Source organism: Halioglobus sp. HI00S01 (assembly GCF_001635445.1).
Classification (GTDB): Bacteria; Pseudomonadota; Gammaproteobacteria; order Pseudomonadales; family Halieaceae; genus Halioglobus; species Halioglobus japonicus.
The window spans coordinates 363,989-381,815 of sequence record NZ_LWEE01000062.1; the positions used below are offsets into that span (position 1 = coordinate 363,989).

Annotated in this window: 12 protein-coding genes; 9 read left to right on the forward strand and 3 right to left on the reverse strand. The window is 51.2% G+C overall.

Translation table 11 applies throughout. The annotated features are described in order from the left end of the window. Positions 1-25 precede the first annotated feature (25 nt). From A3709_RS12225 to A3709_RS12235, 3 genes are all read left to right on the forward strand, one after another. Positions 26-1,186: a TonB family protein gene (locus A3709_RS12225; protein WP_197484164.1), complete on the forward strand. Its 1,161-nt coding sequence runs from the start codon at positions 26-28 to the stop codon at positions 1,184-1,186. Between the two features lie 135 nt (positions 1,187-1,321). After that, on the forward strand, positions 1,322-4,786 hold the full coding sequence (locus A3709_RS12230; protein WP_066054836.1) for an exodeoxyribonuclease V subunit beta: 3,465 nt from the start codon (positions 1,322-1,324) through the stop codon (positions 4,784-4,786). Positions 4,787-5,347: 561 nt separating this feature from the next. Then, complete coding sequence (locus tag A3709_RS12235) at positions 5,348-5,893, forward strand: hypothetical protein (RefSeq protein WP_066054839.1); 546 nt, start codon at positions 5,348-5,350, stop codon at positions 5,891-5,893. Positions 5,894-6,612: 719 nt separating this feature from the next. On the opposite strand, the gene A3709_RS12240 is transcribed toward A3709_RS12235, so the two are convergent. After that, entirely contained in the window at positions 6,613-7,005 is a 393-nt protein-coding gene (locus A3709_RS12240) for a hypothetical protein (protein ID WP_066054842.1), read from the reverse strand. Positions 7,006-7,111: 106 nt separating this feature from the next. After that, on the reverse strand, positions 7,112-7,804 hold the full coding sequence (locus A3709_RS12245; RefSeq protein ID WP_066054845.1) for a hypothetical protein: 693 nt from the start codon (positions 7,802-7,804) through the stop codon (positions 7,112-7,114). A gap of 165 nt (positions 7,805-7,969) precedes the next feature. On the opposite strand from A3709_RS12245, the gene A3709_RS12250 reads away from it, so the two are divergent. The 4 genes from A3709_RS12250 to A3709_RS12265 all read left to right on the forward strand — a co-directional run bounded on the left by A3709_RS12250 (position 7,970) and on the right by A3709_RS12265 (position 12,192). Beyond that, a complete protein-coding gene (locus A3709_RS12250; protein ID WP_156507733.1) occupies positions 7,970-8,608 on the forward strand; it encodes a hypothetical protein in 639 nt (212 codons plus the stop codon). Beyond that, on the forward strand, positions 8,605-9,279 hold the full coding sequence (locus A3709_RS12255) for a hypothetical protein (RefSeq protein WP_066054851.1): 675 nt from the start codon (positions 8,605-8,607) through the stop codon (positions 9,277-9,279). Before A3709_RS12250 ends, A3709_RS12255 begins: the two co-directional genes overlap by 4 nt. Before the next feature lie 164 nt (positions 9,280-9,443). After that, positions 9,444-9,863, forward strand: coding sequence for a hypothetical protein (locus A3709_RS12260; RefSeq protein ID WP_066054854.1), 420 nt, complete (start codon positions 9,444-9,446; stop codon positions 9,861-9,863). Positions 9,864-10,656: 793 nt separating this feature from the next. After that, positions 10,657-12,192, forward strand: a complete 1,536-nt coding sequence (locus tag A3709_RS12265) for a replication initiator protein A (protein ID WP_066054857.1) — start codon at positions 10,657-10,659, stop codon at positions 12,190-12,192. A gap of 139 nt (positions 12,193-12,331) precedes the next feature. Here the strand turns inward: A3709_RS12265 and A3709_RS12270 are convergent, their stop codons facing one another. Then, the gene (locus tag A3709_RS12270; RefSeq protein ID WP_197484165.1) at positions 12,332-13,684 is read right to left on the reverse strand and encodes a replication initiation protein; all 1,353 of its coding nucleotides are present in this window, start codon (positions 13,682-13,684) and stop codon (positions 12,332-12,334) included. 976 nt (positions 13,685-14,660) lie between these two features. Between A3709_RS12270 and A3709_RS12280 the strand changes: the two genes are divergently transcribed. Together A3709_RS12280 and A3709_RS12285 are read left to right on the forward strand one after the other, a co-directional pair. Next, the gene (locus A3709_RS12280) at positions 14,661-15,926 is read left to right on the forward strand and encodes an AAA family ATPase (RefSeq protein ID WP_066054866.1); all 1,266 of its coding nucleotides are present in this window, start codon (positions 14,661-14,663) and stop codon (positions 15,924-15,926) included. After that, a complete protein-coding gene (locus A3709_RS12285) occupies positions 15,923-17,032 on the forward strand; it encodes a ParB N-terminal domain-containing protein (protein WP_082850087.1) in 1,110 nt (369 codons plus the stop codon). Before A3709_RS12280 ends, A3709_RS12285 begins: the two co-directional genes overlap by 4 nt. The last annotated feature ends 795 nt before the right edge of the window (positions 17,033-17,827 follow it).

A 17,827-nucleotide genomic window follows, 5' to 3' on the forward strand; every position in this document is an offset into this window, starting at 1 on the left:
AGCCAGAAGGGGAATGGTTTTGCACATGTCTAACGATAATAAATTTTTGAAGAAGATGGTTCTTGGGAAGCTGTTCGCGCTTGTCGCGGCGGCATTCATGTCTGTTTCTTCGAGCGCTACAAGCGTAGACAATGTTTCGCTTCGTGGCGCCGCGGTACATACAGATACTGGGCGTGAGGTTTATGTTGGGGGCTTGCTACTGGCCTCTGGCGTTTCTCAAAGCCAGACGCCGTCTGCAATGGGTGGACCGCGGGTCCAGGAGTTTCGTATTCTGGCCCGACGCTCCAGCCCGCGCTCACTTATGGGCGCAATTGTGCTCCAAGGTCAGGTCGCGGCTTCGCTATCAGAGCCATCCTCAGACGTTGTTGCGTTTGCGTCACAGGTCATCGCCAATATCCCGGGTTCTTTGTATCGGGGAGACATCGTTGAGGTCATTTTGACGAGGAACGGCAATACGATCGCCCGCTTGAACGGCTTCGATATTGCTGAGACGGATGGCCGATCCGTCGCTGATTTCTTCCTCGGAGGATGGGTCGGCGATGAGGGCCCTACCAAGGATTTTTCTTCGGCAATTCGCGGGGCGCTCGACGCTTCGGTTGCCGCACGGTTTAACGAAACATCGCCGAACCAGACAAGGCAAGATGAGCTGGCGGCCGTATTCGGTCCTTCTGAGGAGCCGGAGCCAACGGTCATTGAGGCGCCGGCCGAGAAGCCGCCCGTTAGCCGGCCCGAGCCAGTGCGCGAAACCGTCGCGGCAGCGACTCCGCAACCGAAGGCGCCTGCACCTAAGGTCCCCGCCAAACCTCGCCCAAGGCCGGCCGTAAAGCCAGCGGATGACGCGGTCGCATCAATAGGTATCACTGAATACAGTGAACGCCTGGCTAAGTTTCATGAAGGTTTGATGATCGCTGTTTACACCACAGTTCAGTATCCGCGAGTATCGATGCGGCGGAGTCAAGAAGGCCGCGTTGAGATGGATTTAACGCTCGGTCGCGATGGATCGTATAGAGGCGTGAAGGCTGTCAGCCAGTCAGCGTACAAGGCCCTAAATAAAGAGGCCGTTCGGGCTGTTACCAGCGTGGCCAAGAAAGGCATGATCGCTGTGGACGATCCTGTCGTTATTGCCGAGTATGGCGATGGCGACAACCTTATTATCCCTGTCCCAATCATTTTCCAGCTCCAGTAGCGCATTTTCTTTACGAACCCCGCACTCGGCAACCGATGCGGGGTTTTTGCTTTTAGCGGCATAGCTCCGCCCGAAAGCCGTTCCGGTTCGCGTTTTCCAGTCGTCGAGCGCCCCGGCCCGGTAGCGGTATAGTGCATGCATTACTCATTTACCGAGACGATTATGACAATCCAGCCATCCGACCACGCTCAAAGGACTAAGGCGCTCGACCCTTCCAAGTCTTTTCTGGTTAAAGCGCCCGCGGGCAGCGGCAAGACCGAGCTTTTGACCCAGCGGTTTCTGGCGCTACTCGCCGTCGTTGATGAACCGGAATCGATTTTAGCGGTGACATTTACGCTAAAAGCCACAGCAGAAATGAAATCGAGGATCATCGAGGCGCTTATTTCGGGAGACAGCGATTCTGAGCCGGATTCTGACCACGCCAAAACAACCTGGCGACTTGCTCGAGGAGCGCTGGCCCGGGACGCAGAGTTAGGCTGGAACCTCGTCCAAAATCCGGCACGCCTGAATATTAAGACGATTGATGGGTTCTGCGCTTCTCTGGCTCAAAGAGCGCCTCTTGCCGGTGGTCTCGGAAGTGCCGCCGGAATAGCTGAGAATATCGACGAGTTGTATCGGGCTGCAGCCAGGGAAGTCCTTATGGCGCTTGAGACCGACGGTCCTCGCTCTGAGTGCGTCATGTCGCTGCTGAGGAATAATGACAATCTGTTCCCTGTGGCAGAGAACCTGCTCGTCGCCATGCTTGCGACGCGCGACCAGTGGTTAGGCCATGATCAGATTCGAATGAATACGGTCGATAAGGAGCTGCTTCGTGACGAATTGGAATCGTATATGGGGCAAGTCCGCCACGACATTCTCGAAGATATACATGCGCAACTGGTGCCTTTCCAGGCGCGTATCATTGAGTGCGCAGCCGATGTTGCCTCGTCGTTGCCTGAACATGGCGCGCTTGATGGGCTTAGACTTGTTCTGGAAGACGGATGCCTGCCTTCCCCCGACTCGCCTGAAACGGAGCAGTGGGATGCGCTCAGATCTTGGATACTAACGAATGACAATGCCGTTAGGAAGTCCGCGAACATCAAGTCAACGGGGCACGCCGCGCCAGGCTCTACTAAGGACAAAGCAGAAAAGGAGCGCTTAACCGATGCGAAAAACCGGTTCCTCGCTCTGCTGGCGTCTATAGCAGAAGAACCTATGGCAGTTGATGCGTTGGGGCGGATCTCATGCCTTCCTGCGTGTGAGTACACGGACCATGAATGGGGGCTGTTGTCTGACTTATTGGAGCTTCTCCCGTACGCAGCTGCCCAGCTGGCGCTAATCTTTCGCTCTGCGGGCGAGGTCGACCACGTGGAGATTGCTTCAGCAGCAAGGCAGGCCCTGGTCACTGACGGGAACGCAACTGACCTTGCGCTACTTCTGGACTCTCAGCTAGAGCACATTCTTTTTGACGAGTTTCAAGATACGAGTGAACTGCAGGTCTCGCTGCTCGAGTCAATGGTAGAAGGCTGGGTCCCGGATGACGGACGATCCTTATTCCTGGTAGGCGATGCAATGCAATCCATTTATGGCTTCCGGGGCTCTGAAGTAGGTCTTTTTGTAGACGCTGAGGCCCGGGGTATCGGGGATGTTCGTCTTGAAACACTTCAGCTGACGGACAATTTTCGGAGCAGCGCCAATATTGTGAATTGGGTCAACCGAGTTTTCCAACCCGCTTTCCCGGAGCAGAGCATCCGGAACCTGGGCGCGATTCCGTATAGCCCGTCGACCGCATTTAATCCGATTGACGATGCGTCTGTCGTTAGTACCACTCTTTTTGACGGCGACTCGGCCAATGATAACGAAGGACGATGGTTGGCTGATTCTGCCAAACGTTTACTGAGCGAAAAGCCAGACGAATCTATCGCCATTCTCGTCCGGTCCAGGGGAAGCCTCAGAGAAGTCATTTCTTCTCTTAAGTCTAATGGTGTCCCCTACTCTGCTGTGGAAATCGACAAACTCGATGGTGCACGAGAAATTCAGGATATGTCCTCCATGACTCGAGCCATTTGTCATCCCGGCGATACAACGGCGTGGCTAGCGGCTCTCCGAAGCCCGCTTGTTGGCCTGAGTTTAGCCGACCTTCAAATTATCGCTGATCGCGTAGAGAAGAAGACGATCTGGACAAAACTCAGATCTCAATCGGTTAGAACACGACTAGGCAATCATAACCCTGAGTCCTTAAGGCGTCTTGACGTGTTTGTCCAGGTTATGGAGCAGACGATGGGGCAGCGTGACAGAAAGTCGTTACACGACCTTGTTCGAGGGGCTTGGCTCGCGCTAAACGGCCCTTCTGTTCTCGGTGGTGATCACTTCAGGCTAGCCAATGTGGAAGATTTTTTTAGCGTTCTTGAGCGGTTCACGCTAAAGACTTTCAGCATTGCTCGCTTTGACGAGGCGATCGGGAAGCTATTTTCACGCCAGCGAGTTAGCCGGGGAAATTCTGTGCAGATCTTAACAATGCACAAAGCGAAGGGCCTCCAGTTTGATCACGTTTTCATTCCGGGCCTTAATAGGCTGCCGAGACCAAATTCAAAACCCCTGCTTTATCTCGATACCTATGAAACAAAAGCTGGCATCACCTGCAAGCTCTTTAGCCCGAGTGCGGCTGTGGATGGGGCAGACACTGGCCTCAATGCTTTCATCAAGTCGCAGGAATCAAAGCGATCAGATTTCGAAAAACGGCGGTTGCTTTACGTGGCGTGTACGCGCGCCAAGACTGGTTTGTATTTGAGCGGCTCGATCGACCTCAAAGACGGTGATCCAGTAGACCCGTCATCACGCGTACTGCTGGACGTCATCTGGGATGGCGTGAAAGATGATTTCGTCTCTGGTCCTGTGGTTGCTGATGATGCCTTCGCTGAAGCCGACTCGACCCCCTCAGAACAGAGGCTTGCGGAGTATGATGTCGTACGCGGATTCGATGATGATTGTCTGCTAGAAAAATACCGGGGCGTTAACCGCGGTAATAACGACGAGGTCCCTACCTTCAGCTATTCGACAAGCTTCGGAGCTGCAATTGGCATACTAACGCACAGTATTTTAGAAACTGTTTCGATGGAGCAGCTAGATGACTGGACTGGGGAGAGAATTGCAAGTCTTGAGGGCGCATGGAGAGCTCAGCTGGAGCGTTTGGGTGTGCCGCGGTTTGTGTCCCGCGATTGCGTCAAAAAGATTCAAGGATGGATTCTTGGTGTTGTAGATTCCGACACTGGTAGGTCGGTGCTTGCGCCTGAAGGGGCCTGTTTTTCGGAAAAATGCTTTTACATTAAGACGCCCACAGAAGCGAAGCAACTGAGGATAGATAGGATATTCCAAAAGGATGATGCTTGGCACGTGGTGGACTATAAGACCGAAACGCCAGATGAGGGTGAGTCCAATAGTGAATTCTTGCAACGCTTGGTGGGGGCACACCAAGATCAGCTCGACGCTTATGTCTTCGCCGTTAAAGAGTTTTTTGATCAGCCGGCGAGTGGTTTTATTTACAACATTCCGACCAATCAGTTGATACCGGTCCCAGCTGGGCGTACAGATTTCAACGTCGAAGCGCGGCGAGAACCCTGACTGAACTCCCCCTTCCGTTCGATACGGAAGGTGGTGCCCGGTGGCATGACTTGATTCTGAACGTTAAGGTAGTCGTACGCGCGTATCGCTCGGCCTTGTTTGTTTATTATCCCGCCATCGGCAGCCCATATCAGGGCCTGGCCGTTCTTGTCTTTTAACGGATTACCGGAGCGCGTCTGCAGTGCGCTTTGGTTCGAGACATAGACTGATCTGGAATCGTCAACCACCTTTCCGTTTTGGAGCCTTACCCTCGGTGTCGTAACCTTTTTCCCATCAGAAGTAACGAGCAGCCAAGGCCCCCTCCCGTCACCTGGAACCAGCATTGGGTCTGTCACAACTATGGTCTCTTCTTGTCGACAACCGGTGGCTGCCAATATGATCAGCATTAATAGAGTCCGCCTCAATTTCATACAACTGTGCCCTTCCTCTCGAGTTTTGCGGATATCTTTTATATTAACGCGGGATGCTTTTTTGTGTTCTTTTTCTGTCTTTTTTCAGGCGCAAACTGTGCTCTAGTTGGCGTGAGGCGCGTATAATGTGTTCTAACTGCAGGAGGTAGGTATGAACGGAACAGGTTTTCATCTCGTCCACGTTGCACTTTGTGGAGCAAGGATAGGAGCATTTGCGCCGTACGGTTATAGAACGCGAGCCGCGCTACAGATGAAACGAGTCGTGCCAGAGTGGGCTCCAACTATTGTCGAGTCTTCAGACGATGAAGCAAGGGCCGCTTTCCAAGATTCGCTCCCCATCTGGATCAACAACGTGATTCAGGACCCGGGCTTTCTTTGCGAAGATGCTCAAATCCGCAGTCAATTAGAGGGAGTTCTTCGGCGTTTTCAGGGTGAACTCAAGGACCTTTCGAATACTTTTGTAGTCAACAAAGTCCTCACGGAAGGTTACCGCGACTCAGATTTCGACCCACTCAATATGGATGCCGCCGAGGTGTCAATGAGGGACCGTGTCGCAGTCATTTGTGATTCTGCAGAATGGCAGGGAGCTTTTTCTGCGCTTGAGGACGGATTTCTGGACATCTTGGTCGCGTCCAAGCAAGAAATTTCTGAGTGGGCTCGTAGCTACCAAGACAATCCAGAGACGGTCGCTGCTTAGCCTTCACCGTATTGCAAACCAAATGCGTTAAGATGGACGGTGACGACCGTCCACAGACCCTATTTTCTCGCCGTCCAGCTACTGGAATCTAGCTTTCTGAAATGGTAGCCGACCATGTTTCTTGCCAGGGTTTTGCGCATGGTGTTTTCACGCATACTTGGTGGCCCTTGTCATTGCGCACCATAATTGGGGATTTGTTCGGCGTCCAGTCGTTGTCGGCAATGCGAGGTTTCCTTGTAGCGCAATACCACATTCCGCGCTTATCCTGCATGTAGTATCTCGATTCCGCTGGTACGGGGATTTTCTCCCCTTCTATTAAGGCGTAGTTGTCGAATTTTCTTGGAGACTTACGTTCCTGTGTCTTTATTGGCATTTTTGACCCCTGGCTAGCTTAGACTGACGCCTTTTTTAGTTAGGCACCAAAGGCGGCTTTTTTGCCGCAGTCTTAAAGTTATACCTTTGGCGTCGAAAGCGTTCAATGCGCTCCGCTCATTCTCTCAGTGTTTATTATAAATGCGCCGTTTTTTCATCTTTTTTGTATCTTTTTAAGCCATTCCACGCTTCTAGCCAGTTTTTTCGAGGCCGCCTCTTTCCATTTTTTGAACGCGCAGGGCCACGGGCTGTGCTTTCGCACGTTATTTTTTTTCGTTTTTCGGATAAAACCGCAGTTTAACGGTGATAAGGCACGCAAAAGAGGCGCGTGGAGCGCCCCGGATGGATTATGAGCCGGCGTTAACCAACTTCAGGTGTGAGGGTTCGTCGCCTTGGCGGACGCGATCGAGCTCCAATCCCTCTGATACGACATCAGCCGCATCTTCGACGCTGCTCATTACCATTCGTAAAGCCAGGCCGGTTAGGTCATTTGTTTTCGACAGTCGATCAAGCGCGCCAGCAAACTGCTCTGCGCTAAGCATACCCAGCGTGACGGCATTTAATAGATACATTTTTACGATGATCCTATTGGCTTCATCTTGCTGGAAGTCGATGAAGCCGTCATTCTGAAACACTCCGTCCAAGACATCGATTTCCGCCTGGGTGACTGGCCGATCTGTGAAAGGGAGGCTCGGCCCAAGAGCGGCATCAATTTTACTTGCCACCAGATCTAGCTGCATGTTTTCTCCGAAAAGTTAAGGCGTAGCCGTTAGTTAAATGTTCACTGTTTTGCGATTTGGTTACAAGCTTTTTCGATATATTTCCTACGGTATATCGTTGTTTTCGCTACATTTCCGGTCCGAAAGACGGTTTACTCGTCATAGGTGCTTCGTCGAGCTTTGCTCCGGGCAGCGCCTCGCGAGACTCCGCAAAGGCCGCCGCCCTCCTCCGGTCCACGGTTTCTGCAATTGGATTCATCTCTGCGAGCCGACTGGACACGATGTTTTCAAGGGGAGCGCTATTGTGTGACGAGAGTGATACGGCGGCAGATAAATCTGCCGGCACGACGTCTCCCCACCGTACCGTTTTCCCCGCGCCGGCTGCCGCAGACCCTGCAAGCACCATGGCCGCAGTGAGGTTTGGGTCATTGGCGCTGCTAGTTCGCTCAAAGGGTTGTGCCAGCGCTACCCTGGACACAATACCGGCGACCGATGAGGTTAGGGTGCTGTCGTTCAGTGAAAAGGCTGCATTATTGGCCATTCTCTGAACGTCCTGCATAAGGAACGCCATTTCGCTTGGGGAAAGTCGCGCTGTGAGCTCGCGGCCAGATGCAATCACATCAACCACCTCTACCAGGTGGTCCTTATCGTAGCTCGTAGACTGTACCTTTTCGGCGGCCGCGGCGAGATCGAGCGCCAGCGATACGTCCGCGGCGCGAACTTCTCCAGGATCGAAGTTGGCGTGAGCCGCGGAATCAAGAAGCCCCCTCAGCGCGTCGTCAATTGTCTGTGTAGATCCTGAAACTGCGACTCTTTTCATGCTCTTAGCAATGCTTAGTTTTTTGCGGCACCTTCTTTTATACCGCCATTGAATCTTATTGTAAGTCGAAAAACCCTATAAATCGTTTTTTTGGTGTATAGACGCACCAAATAAAGACCTTTCCGCGAAACTTCATCCATGAATTGGTTAGCGTAGGCTATGATGATGATAGGGTTTCCCGGCTGCAAACTTGCTGCGTCTATCGTGTTAGTTTGGCTGAACAGTTTCTATCGAGATAGCTCAATGGTGATTTGGAAGGCGAATACAGGGATTATTTATACCGTGGTGGCGGGACTGCGGTGCTTGGACGATCACCGGTGCGACCCAATATATGAAGCCCTGCTTTCGAAGATCGAGACAGCGCCCGTTCGCGAAGAGCTTGATCTATATGTATCAGATTTTCTTTTTGTTGCGAGCAGTATTGGCGGTGAGCCAGGAACAGTGGATGTTGAGAGCGATTTTCGGGAATCACTCATCATAATCACCGCGCTCCTCGTACTTGCCGGTGCTCTTGCAAACGGAGAGCGAGTGGCTCTAGACATACCGGGCCGTGATGAAACTGTTTACAGTGAAGATGCAAATACCGCCCTGCGGATTGCGCGCTGGATCTTTCTATCGTCTTCGGATGAGTTAAAAGCGAGGTCCTCCTCGTTATTCGAAACGTTTGAACACAGCGCGCAAGCGATAACGGCAGCGATTTTAGATGAGGGCCGTCAGTTTTCAAACCGGCCAGCTCCACACATTAGAAAGGCGCTGGCGGCGTATGATTCACGGCCCATGAAGCGAGCAAAAGGCGCATTATGAACCAAATCCTTTGCATCTGCGGCATGACGCTGGCTGGGAAAGACCACCTAAGAAAGGCGCTACTTGGCGCGGGCATGTTCCAGGATGCGGTTTCTACAACGACAAGGCCGCCAAGGTATGGGGAGCGCCATGGTATTGACTACTTCTTTTGCAGTCGAGAAGATTTTGCGGCCGATATGGAGCGCGGACAATTCATCGAGCACAACGTCATCAAAGGCGAGCTTTACGGCCTAAAATACGATGCATTCACACCAGCTTTTGTCGCCGGGAAGACCGCATTAATGGTCGCAGATCCTAACGGGATGGAAGCTATTCGAGAATATTCTGTAGAGCGTGGAGTCCAGTTTCGCAGCGTCTTCATAGATATCGCGCAGGAAGCGCAGATGAAGAGAATGTTCGAGCGTTTTAGGGATGATAAGAATGCGTCTTGCAGTGTTTACGCAGCACGAACGCTACACATTTTCGAGAGCGAAGCGGCATGGCGATCTGAATACAGTTACGATCACACAATCAGTCACTTCGGTCCAGATAACCAAAACGAGGTTGTACGCGAGCTTACGGAGCTGTCCGCGGCACAAACCATCAGGTCTCGGGCGGCCAGGCTGGTATCCACCGAAGATCTAGGCGCCGGCTCCTCCCGCCTTCCCAGCAACAAAGTTATTACCCCCTAATAAAAACTAGCCAACTCTGGTTTTTTACCGAGACTATTACGCGCTCGCTTTAGTCGATTATTGTTTACGGGCGCTCCCTTCGACCACATAGATTTTCCCGCCACCAGGTCTATATATCCACTCCTGATATACATTCCGTGTACAGCCAAAAGGAGATTATTGCAATGCAAACTGAAGTCAAACGGACCCCCCTTGACCCAGGGTCGCGATCTGAAGACCTGGGATTTGTCGGCGGAAGGAAAAACCGAACTGCTTTATGGTGGAATGCCTGTAAGCAAGCCAGGACTGCCAGCATTGATTTTGATGGTGGAGATTGGGAAATCGTGCACGCCGGTGCCGGCACATATCTGGTCCCTTGTGATTGTGACGCGTTTCGGGTCGGCACCTTTGTCTTAGATTCCGATGCGTTCGGACTCGGAATTTCTATCAGAACTATGCGCCTCATGCAGGCAGGCGGAGCGATTCCCTGTATGGCTAAGCGAATAGCTCACCTTGAACAGTTCGCCGCCCAGCATGCTGACGCCGAGGCCATCGCAGCAGTAGCCGATGGAGCCCAGTTTGCCGTGAATGTAGGCAGTGAATAACGCCACAATTTTGCGTCAGGTTCGCCCAAATTGTCACTGTAAACGGCTGAACGACGACAAACAGGCTGAATTGGCGCGAGATTCGCGATAAATATTGAGTTTGCAGCCGGGAGATCGGTTATTTCCAGGGCAGGCATCGATATTGGGCGTAGCTATTTGCAAGTTAGGGCGTAGCTATTTGCAAGATAGGGCGTAGCTTTATTTTTTGGGGCGTACCTTTTAGAAAATAAGGCGTAGCTCTTATCAAATAGGGCGTAGCTGTTGGTTTTTGTGGGATTTCTCCCGGCTCTTACCAGGAGGCTAATTAACCTTTGCCTGTGGATATCTTACGCTTTTTCTGTGGATCAGTTTGTTTACAACAGAAGCAGTCTTGGGCGTAGCTCTTTCAAATGCAGCGTCGTTATAAGGCGTAGCCTTTATGGTGGTCTGGACAAGCTTATCGAGCGGCAAGGCAGGCGTTGTTCATTTTTGGGAATATCGATTTCTATATTCGGGCGTAGCCATTAGGTTTGCTCCACTGTAATTAACTCCAAGTGATTGTTTTCTAGAGCTTTATTTTCAGATCGCTCTCGCCCTTATTGTTTATTGTTTATTAAAACTAACTAGCACCCAACCTAATGGTCAGGAACACATATTGTTACGATAACGGGAAAAAAAATTAAATGTGATAATACTAGGATTCAGCGCTTTAAAGGTTGTATTTTGAGCGACAAGGGATAAGCTTGCCTGTCGTCTATTACAAAATGTCTTGTCACAACTGGTTTGCGATATTAAATCTATAAGGTGCAACTGAATGTACTCGATCACAAGCGATAGGCCCTTTTCTACCGGATCCCTATTCCTCATTGACCAAAAGTTTGCCGATAATCGTTTTTGGCGTGATCAGCTTCCTACGTTTGACTGCCTAGCGGGACCGGACCTAATATTTCTTCAAAATGTGCTGAAATGTGCGCTTACGTGCGATGCTGAACGACACGGCACTAATTGTAATTTTGGCGACGACCCACGGATCCATGTATTTGCTGCCGAACTAAGCGAGTTTCTCCAGAAGATTAATGAGCCGGGATCAATATCCGTTATCAAAAAACGGGCCGCCTCGCTGGAATCCAAAGGAGTTCTAGTAAAGAGCCGGTATAGTCGGCCAGGCGCAAAAAGGCCATCAAACCTTTATGTTCTGGCCGAGCCGCACGTGCTGATGGGCCTCCCTGCTGACAAGCCTTCGGATTTCGTTGATCACAAACAGCACAAAGGGACGCTGCAGCAGATCCAAAACACCATTTCCGAACAAGGCGGACAGCTGCTCTTGAAAGACGAGGTCGATGTCGCGCAGCATGAGGCGCTTTGGAACAACCTTTGCTGCGCCTTGATGAGAACGTCGGCGCATGACAAAAAGCATACCAATTCATTCGAAACGGTGTATTCGTTCAAGGGCGCCAAGATTTCGGTTGTCACGTCATCAACGAAAGAGATATCACACATCGACGACCAGCAATTCTTAAGGGGACTGATTACTTACGTGTGCCATAGCATCGATGAGCGAAGAGAGGCTGGGCAGGAGATTAAAAACGAGTTCTGGCTCGACATCCGGCGGCTGCTTAAAATAATGAATCTGGACACCGGTGGCGGTAACCGTGCTCGGGTCAGGGGGGCCTTAGAGCGCCTTTACAACACGAATTATGAATTTAAGCTGTCGGAACTTTCCAGGCGTGACCTGGAAAACTTCCTCGGTTTCTTCGGGCTCATCGATGAGCTTGAAAATCGAGCTCCAGATACTATCAACCTTAAATTCTTAGTTGAGCTGGATAGTCAGACCGACTACGACTTTGTAGATGGTAGGCGAATACGTTATCCACGCTACTACCGCTTCGTGCTTCGCACATCCACATTTAACAATCTTATTCGTAAAGACAAGGACGTCAAATATTTTATCGATAACCCCGAGGTGTTACAGCTCAGCGAAGGTCTGCTCCACGTTCTCTATTCCTGGTGTTGTTATTCGGTATCTCGGAAGAAGACAGGCGCCCCCGCACACAAAGTTAGGCCTGAGCTGTCTATGAAGGACCTCGGGATGAGGATTGCGCCGAGGCTGTCGCCTGAGGTATTCACTCGCCGGCTAACTAAGATACTGAAGAAGCGGTCCGAGACCGTTTCACAAGTGCCGTGGATTGATGGTGAAATTAACGAAGTGCCACTGTGTGGATATGTTGTCGTAGTTACGCCCGCAGCGGGTAGGGGTAAATCCCCTATAATCGGCGCGTACTGGGACGCAGAAGATCCAGTGATTGGATCTAGCTCTGCGCACAACAGGCGCTTATCCACAGCTGTCTAAGTGTCGTTGAGGGCGCGGCCCTAAGGAAGCTGTCTGCTTACCTATCTGAGAGCACTCTCCACGGACTTTTTATTGGTTGCTCAGGCCAACTCATGCTCTCTATAAGTAATGGCCGACGTAAAGTCATACCTATTCTGGCTCACTCAGCATTGGCCCAACTCGTATCTAGGATATCTTCGTCAAGCGTCCTTTCTCTCGTGGACTTCGCAGCTAGGGCACTTCCGGGTACGAGTACAGTATCCGCGTTGAACAGACTCTCGGTTTCTTGCCTGAACTTCTCGTGATTTACACCATCTATAGCGTGGCTCTGGCCTATTGCTTCGCAACTTAGTTTCCATTCTGTGTAGTAGCGTTCGACAACTGGATGATGGAAATCCAGGTCGACGATTGTTGTTCTGGCCTGCTCTGTTAGAGACCACCAATTGGCCGCTAGAACATGCTCCACAAAAGCACGCTGCACTTCTTTGCTGTCTCCCCGATACTGCTTCGCCATTGGGCTTGCAACCGTTGGTAGTTGAGCTGCGTTAATCTCGAGGATTTTTCTCGCATAGCGATAGTGCGATCTAACGTTGCCCTCCCCTACCCTCTCCAATATGTACTTCGTGTTTGCTCTGATAACCTCTTCCGTGAAGTCTTCCAATATCTTCTTTTTCTGATCTTCGTTTATCTTAAGGTGATCGAGAAGCTCTAGTCCGCTTTTACCTGTTTTCGGGATTAACTGTGTCTTCTTGTACGAAAACTTAACCGCTACTACCTGTCGCCCTCTCTTGAAGTAATCCACCTCATAAATATTGATGCTGCTGTGGTTGTTTATTTCTGCAATGGCCGGCTCAAGCACCTTTTCTCTGACCCTTCTCCACTCTTTTAGAGACGATACCGTGTAATCTCCCTGGTGGTCACGTATACCTAGCGACCATAATAATGACGAGCGTGGTTCTTCCTGGTCCCACAGTTTGATCATCAACGGGGCACGACTGGCCAGCAACACTTGGAAAAGCCTCCCTGTGTACTGAGATTTAAACTTTGTCTCCTCTCTGAGAGGCCACATGGCAAAGTGTCCCTTCAAGATTCCGATAAGGTCTCGATTTAGATCTGGATGAAATGTTAGGGCAAACTCTTTTACTGATGAGTCCCAGTTGATCTTGTAGGCGATCGGAATCCACTCGTAAGAAATATCGTCGCGACTAACACAAATGCTCTTCTGCGAGAGTTCGCTGCAGAGCAAAGGTATTTTTCGATGTAAGTTATCAATCCTAACTTCCATAGCCTGTGCAAGTTCCTGCCCAGACAGGACCACTTTGTATAGGGTGTTTTCAGGCGGCTCTTCTGTGCCAGGGTTGAGACGGCTAATACAGACGTTCGTTAACAACTGGGCCTTTCTCGACAGTGTTGAGTGAGCTCGTGCTAGTGCGTTCGATTTAGCAACCAAATTATCCTTATTGAACTCACCTGCAATCTGGCTGTGTGACACAACATTGTGCTTAACGTTCATCCACATCTCCCCTTTCTGGCATTGATACATACTTACTACTGGATATTGACTTGGTTTTATTAGTTGATACTTGATTACCCCTGGTTATCTTGTTTAGGGCAACTCCAACCCTTTGTTTTTATTGTGTTTATTTTCACTTTAGCCCCACGACTTAGTTGTTTCGCCCCAAAGTTTAGGGAACTCGCCCCATTCCCTAGTTCATCCGCCCCGATGCTGAGTGCATACGCCATACTCGTGAGGGAATACGCCCCATACTTGAGGAGATATGCCCCATACTTGAGGAGATATGCCCCATACTTGAGGAGATGCGCCCCATACTTGAGGAGATGCGCCCCATACTTGAGGAGATACGCCCCATACTTGAGTGATTGCAGTAAGCCCTGGCCGAAAATTGGTGGAATCACTCGCGTGTACGTCCTCATTTCGTCCGGCACCTCCCCTCATTTAAGGTTTTCAGATCCATATTGCTCAGTTTTTCGCCACAGCAACACATGAACTCCCTCAACTATGGGGCGCATGCACTTACCTCGCCCTCACTAATGGGGCGTATTCGATCGGCCTCCACTTGTCTGTGGGGCGTGTATTCTCATAGCCCTCAATAATGGGGCGTATTCGATCGGCCTCCACTTGTCTGTGGGGCGTGTATTCTCATAGCCCTCAATAATGGGGCGTATTCGATCGGCCTCCACTTGTCTGTGGGGCGTGTATTTTCATAGCCCTCAATAAAGGGGCGTGTTAACGTGTCGGCGACCCGAAGGAAAACCAGCCACACATCAACCAGATGGGCGCCTAATAAACTGAATGGCATTTGATACCCACCCTGCCGGCACTTTCTAGCGCTCTCATGCAGTTATATTCACTTTTTATCTCTCTCAGGTAAATTGCTTTTTTATTTTTTGGTCCCACTACCTGTTTTTTGTTAATCTCGGTTAAGTTTTTGCGCGCTAGGCGCATTTTATGTCGACCGAGGTGAAAAATGGATAACGATACATACAGTGAGAGCGCCGAGGCGCCTACGCACAACGAGAAAGTGCTGGAGAAGATCGACCAGTGGATTAGCCGTGGAGAATCTAAGATTCAAGCCGTCAAGAATTACGTCCAGGAGAACGCGAGAGAACGGCGTTACAAGGGTGATGAACTGCTTAAGGTCATCGGTATAGGCAGCCTTTCCCGTATCTACCAGGCCGAGAACGCTGGGCGTCTTCCCCCTGGTGACCGAGATGAAAAAGGCCGGCGGATTGGCTACACACTCGCGCAGGTACGCAAAGCTCAGCAGGTCTTTGGCACCTCCCCAAGACGGAGCGTCGAAGATGAACCGGTTACTCTTGCTTTCACAAACTTTAAAGGTGGTTGTTGGAAAACGACGAGCAGCTGGCATTTCACAACATGGGCAGCAGCTCAAGGCTATCGTGTGCTGGCGATCGATATTGATCCTCAGGCCAGCCTGACTCGAAATCTGGGCATTATGCCGGATGTTGATACTTCGTGGGAAAACTCCGTAGCACCCTACATTATGCTCGAGCGGCCGCTCGAGGATGTTTCCGACGTCATTGTTAACACTGCCCAAGCCGGCCTTGATCTGATCCCAGGAACGCTCGCGCTGCAGGATGCGGAGTGGCTGCTTGCTAACCACATGTTCACGAACCGCAATACGGGCAACGTCGTCGACCAAGCAAAAACGTTTCTTCGCCTCAAGGATGTAGTATCGAGGGTCCGCAATCGTTACGACATCGTCGTTATTGACGGAACCCCTACGCTTGGCCTGCTCCCACTTAACCTAGTATTCGCTGCCGACTGCGTGGTGGTACCGACTCCAACCGAGTATCCGGACTTTTGCTCCACTATATCCTTCCTGACGCTGTTGCACACACAGTTCGAATCACTGAACGACCTCTTCGGTGAGCAAATGATCTTTCCGGATCTTTCATTCCTGGCGACGAAGTTTGCGCCGGGAGGCAAGACTGTAAACACGCTTTCGTCTGAGTTGGTACTTGAGGACATGATAAGGCCCGTTTTTCAGGAAGCAGCTCTAGAAAACATCATCACTAAGCACGACGCAGTAGTTGGAAAGCTAGTTACGGTGGGCGCCACTGTATTTCAGGCGCCGAGGGGGGAGCAGGGGATCAAGAAAGATCAGTGGGAGAGGGCTGAGGTGAACTTTTCCTCTGTTGCCCAGGAAATCATGGATAAGTTGGTCATCCCTCGCTGGAGCAAGGGGCGGTCACAGGAGGACGTCGCATGAAAGGAATAAAAGATGCGCTATCTGGTGCTCCAGAGAGCGGTGACACGACTTCAGCTCCCTCAGAGCCAACGAGGTCACAGAGAAGTCCTTTGATGACTGGCGGTAAGGGCGGCTCTAAGGCGTCAGATTCCTTGGTCGTTAAGGGCACGGAGATACCCCTGCCGGTTACCGGCGGCAGTGTTTACTGCCCGGGCGCTGAATTAGATCCAGCAGATTGTTTTGTCTCTGGTGCCAACCCACGACGTGACGAACTGTTAGACCCCAATGATCCTTTCGTCGCATCGCTCATCAAAAGCATTGAGACAGAGGGCCAACGCGATCCTGTCTTGGCAAGATTGGTGCAAGAAGGCGGAGAGACAAAGTACGAGGTTATCTACGGCAAGACGCGCCTTTACGTTGTACGCTTTCTCAATAAATCAAGAGAAGAGCCACTCAAACTGAAGGCCTGGCTTGGTGTTATACCTGCCGCTGATGTTCGTCCTTTAGCAATTGGCGAGAACATGCATCGTAGAGACATATCCGCATATGAGCGCGGTCTGGACCTGAAATATCAAAGAGAACAGGGAGTATACAAAGGCAAGTCGCTAAAGGAGATTGGTGTGATGGAGGGCGTTTCCGAGTCTGAAATTCATCGCTATATCAGCATTGGCCAGTTGCCATTCGAGTTCCTGCAGCTCATGGACTCACCACAGACTCTGCGACTTGGCCCTGGATCTGAAACTTTCAAACATTGGCAGCATGCCCGCAAGCTCGGTGTGACCGTAGAGGATGTTGTTGCGGCTGCTGCAAAAGATGCTGGAAAGTCCGGGCGTGGTAAGTTTGAAAAGGGCGTTCAACTTCAGAAACTGATGAGACGAATCGCTCAGGCCAAAGAACGGATCGCTCAGGCCAAAGAAAAGAAAACCGCTTCAGAAAGCAACAAGGGCGGCCGGCCGAAAACTAATTACACCAGGAAGACGATGTCAGGGAAGGGGGGAGCTACCGTCACTTTCAGCCAAAACCGAAAAGACAAGATGCGCTTCAAGATCGATCTTGTAGAGATTCCTGAGGACGTATTTCTTGAGGTTGAAAAGGCTGTGGCAGACGCACTCAAGCTAAAAGACTGAATCTCCCGACTCGGGAGATTTGGGAATTTGGGTCGCTGTAGCGGCCCTTTTTTTTGCTCGACCTGGCTGGTTGTTGCCCAGCTGGTACCCGTTCAGAGATCTCCCGACTCGGGAGATTTGTGAATTTGGGTCGCTGGCGCCCCTTTTCTTTTGCTCGACCCGGCTGGTTGCTGCCCAGCTGAAACCCGTTCAGAGATCTCCCGACTCGGGAGATTTATACGCATTTTGTTCTATGTGCCTGTTTTTATGTCGTTGTATTCCTGTGCTCTCGGGGGTTTTACAGTCTTGCGTGATCGGCCCGGGAAGTCTTGTATGGTCCCGGCATGTTTGGCCTTCACCGTCTGGCGATTCAGCGGTGTTTATAGGAGGGAGGGTTCTTGTAATTTTGCACGACTCCCGACTCGGGAGATTTGTGAATTTGGGTCGCTGGAGCGCCCCCTTTCTTTTGCTCGACCTGGCTGTTTGCTGCCCAGCTGAAACCCGTTCAGAGATCTCCCGACTCGGGAGATTTGTGAATTTGGGTCGCTGGAGCGCCCCTTTTCTTTTGCTCGACCTGGCTGGTTGCTGCCCAGCTGGTACCCGTTCAGAGATCTCCCGACTCGGGAGATTTGTGAATTTGGGTCGCTGGAGCGCCCCTTTTCTTTTGCTCGACCCGGCTGGTTGCTGCCCAGCAGAAACCCGTTCAGAGATCTCCCGACTCGGGAGATTTGTGAATTTGGGTCGCTGGAGCGCCCCTTTTCTTTTGCTCGACCCGGCTGGTTGCTGCCCAGCAGAAACCCGTTCAGAGATCTCCCG